This window comes from Clostridium bornimense (genome assembly GCF_018917145.1).
In the GTDB taxonomy this organism is placed as follows: domain Bacteria; phylum Bacillota; class Clostridia; order Clostridiales; family Clostridiaceae; genus Clostridium_AN; species Clostridium_AN bornimense_A.
Genome location: NZ_JAHLOD010000107.1, coordinates 1 through 1,934 on the forward strand (window position 1 = coordinate 1; position 1,934 = coordinate 1,934).

The 1,934-nt window shown below is 28.6% G+C and carries 2 protein-coding genes; both read left to right on the top strand.

The features are described 5' to 3' along the window. On the top strand, positions 1–1,191 hold a 1,191-nt coding region (locus KQI30_RS16665), incomplete at its 5' end, for a Mu transposase domain-containing protein (protein WP_216464467.1). 12 nt (positions 1,192–1,203) lie between these two features. Beyond that, positions 1,204–1,934 (top strand): IS21-like element helper ATPase IstB (istB, locus tag KQI30_RS16670; protein ID WP_216464468.1); only part of this gene is annotated, 731 nt, incomplete at its 3' end.

The window sequence follows — 1,934 nt, forward strand, 5'->3', positions numbered from 1 at the left end:
GGATTTAATATAAGTTATTCATCAGTTATAAGTGTTGTTAATAAATTAGAAAAAACAAAAAAAGAAGCATTTATAAAGCAAGAATATGCTCCAGGAGATGTAGTAGAATTTGATTTTGGTACTGTAAAATTATCTACTGAAGATAGTATTGTCAGAGAGTATCAATTAGCTGTATTTACTAGTGCCTACGGCAATTATAGATGGGCTAGATTGTTCCCAAAACAAAATACAAGTTGCTTTTTAGAAGCTCATGCACATTTTTTTAAAGAGATTGGTGGTGTATTTAGAACTGTTGTTTATGATAATACAAGAGTAGCAGTAAAAAGGTTCATAGGTAAATCAGATAAGGAACCTACCGATGCATTATTAAAATTATCTATGTACTATAAGTTCGAATATAGATTTTGTAACGCTTATAGTGGTAATGAAAAAGGTCATGTAGAAAGAAGCGTTGAGCTTATACGTAGAAAAGCTTTTGGAAAAGATGTAGAGTTTAAGTCTATAGATGAAGCTAATGAGCATCTTATAGAAGTACTAAAAGAAATAAACTCTAAATGCAGCTTTGGAAGAAATAAAACAGCATTAGAATTACTTGAAGAAGAAAAAAACAACTTTCTTCCAGATATGCCGTTATATGAAACAGCTACTATTGTTGAAGTAAGAGTTAGTAAATATTCAACAGTTATGATTGAATCATCATTTTATTCTGTTCCGGATAACTACGTTGATAAACTAGTGCTTTGTAAGGTATATACCAATAAAATCTTGGTATTTTATAATGATGAAAAAATAGCTGAGCATAAAAAAATTATTGGATTTAATAAATGGAAAATAGATATAAATCATTATATATACACACTTTTCCGTAAGCCGAAGGCTCTTGTTAATAGCACAGCCTTTAAACAAATGGATAAAGTGGTTAAAGATATCTACAATGATTACTTTAAGAACAATGAAAGAGAATTTATTATGCTATTAGATTGTATTGGTAAATATAGTGTGGATGCAGTAGTTAACGCTATAAATTATATTAGGGAAACTTGTCCTACCAATATAAGTGTAGATAAAATTGAGTTTATTTGTTGTAGAAAAAATGATGAAAAAATCATATATATGGATGATTATAAAGATACAATAACAGAAAATTCATTAAATATCCTAAATGAATTTAATGATTTACTTAATAACTAAGGAAGTGATGAAATGGCATTAGAATCATATTTATCTCAAGCTAAAAATTATGCTTCTGAGTTAAAACTAAATGCTATAAAAGCCGATTTGGATGAAACTATTATGGATGCTGAAAAGAATAATTTATCTTATGCAGAATTTCTATGTAGGCTTCTTCAAAAAGAATATGATATTCGGCATTATAATCTTACACAAAGCAGAATCAAAAATGCTTGTTTCCCTTATAAAAAGTATTTTGAAGACCTAGATATATCTGCATTACCAGATGATGCTCAAAATAAATTAAAACATTTAAGCAGTTTAAAATTTATTGATGAAGGTCAAAATGTAATTTTATCCGGAAACCCTGGAACGGGTAAAACACATATAGCAATATCACTTGGGATTAAAGCCTGTTTAGAAGGATATAAAGTATTCTTTACAACAGTGCCACTTTTTATTACACAACTTAAGGAATTAAAATCATCAAGATCACTTAGAGCTTTTCAAAATAAGTTAGCTAAATATGACTTAGTAATACTTGATGAATTTGGCTACATCTCCTCCGATAAGGAGGGGGCGGAGCTTCTCTTTACTAATATATCTATAAGAACTGGACTAAAATCTACTATAATAACAACAAATCTTTCTTTTGATAGATGGAATGAAATATTAGGTGATCCTATTATGACAGCTGCATTAACCGATAGGTTAACACATAAGTCTTTTATCATTAATATGAATGGAAGTTCTTACAGATTAAA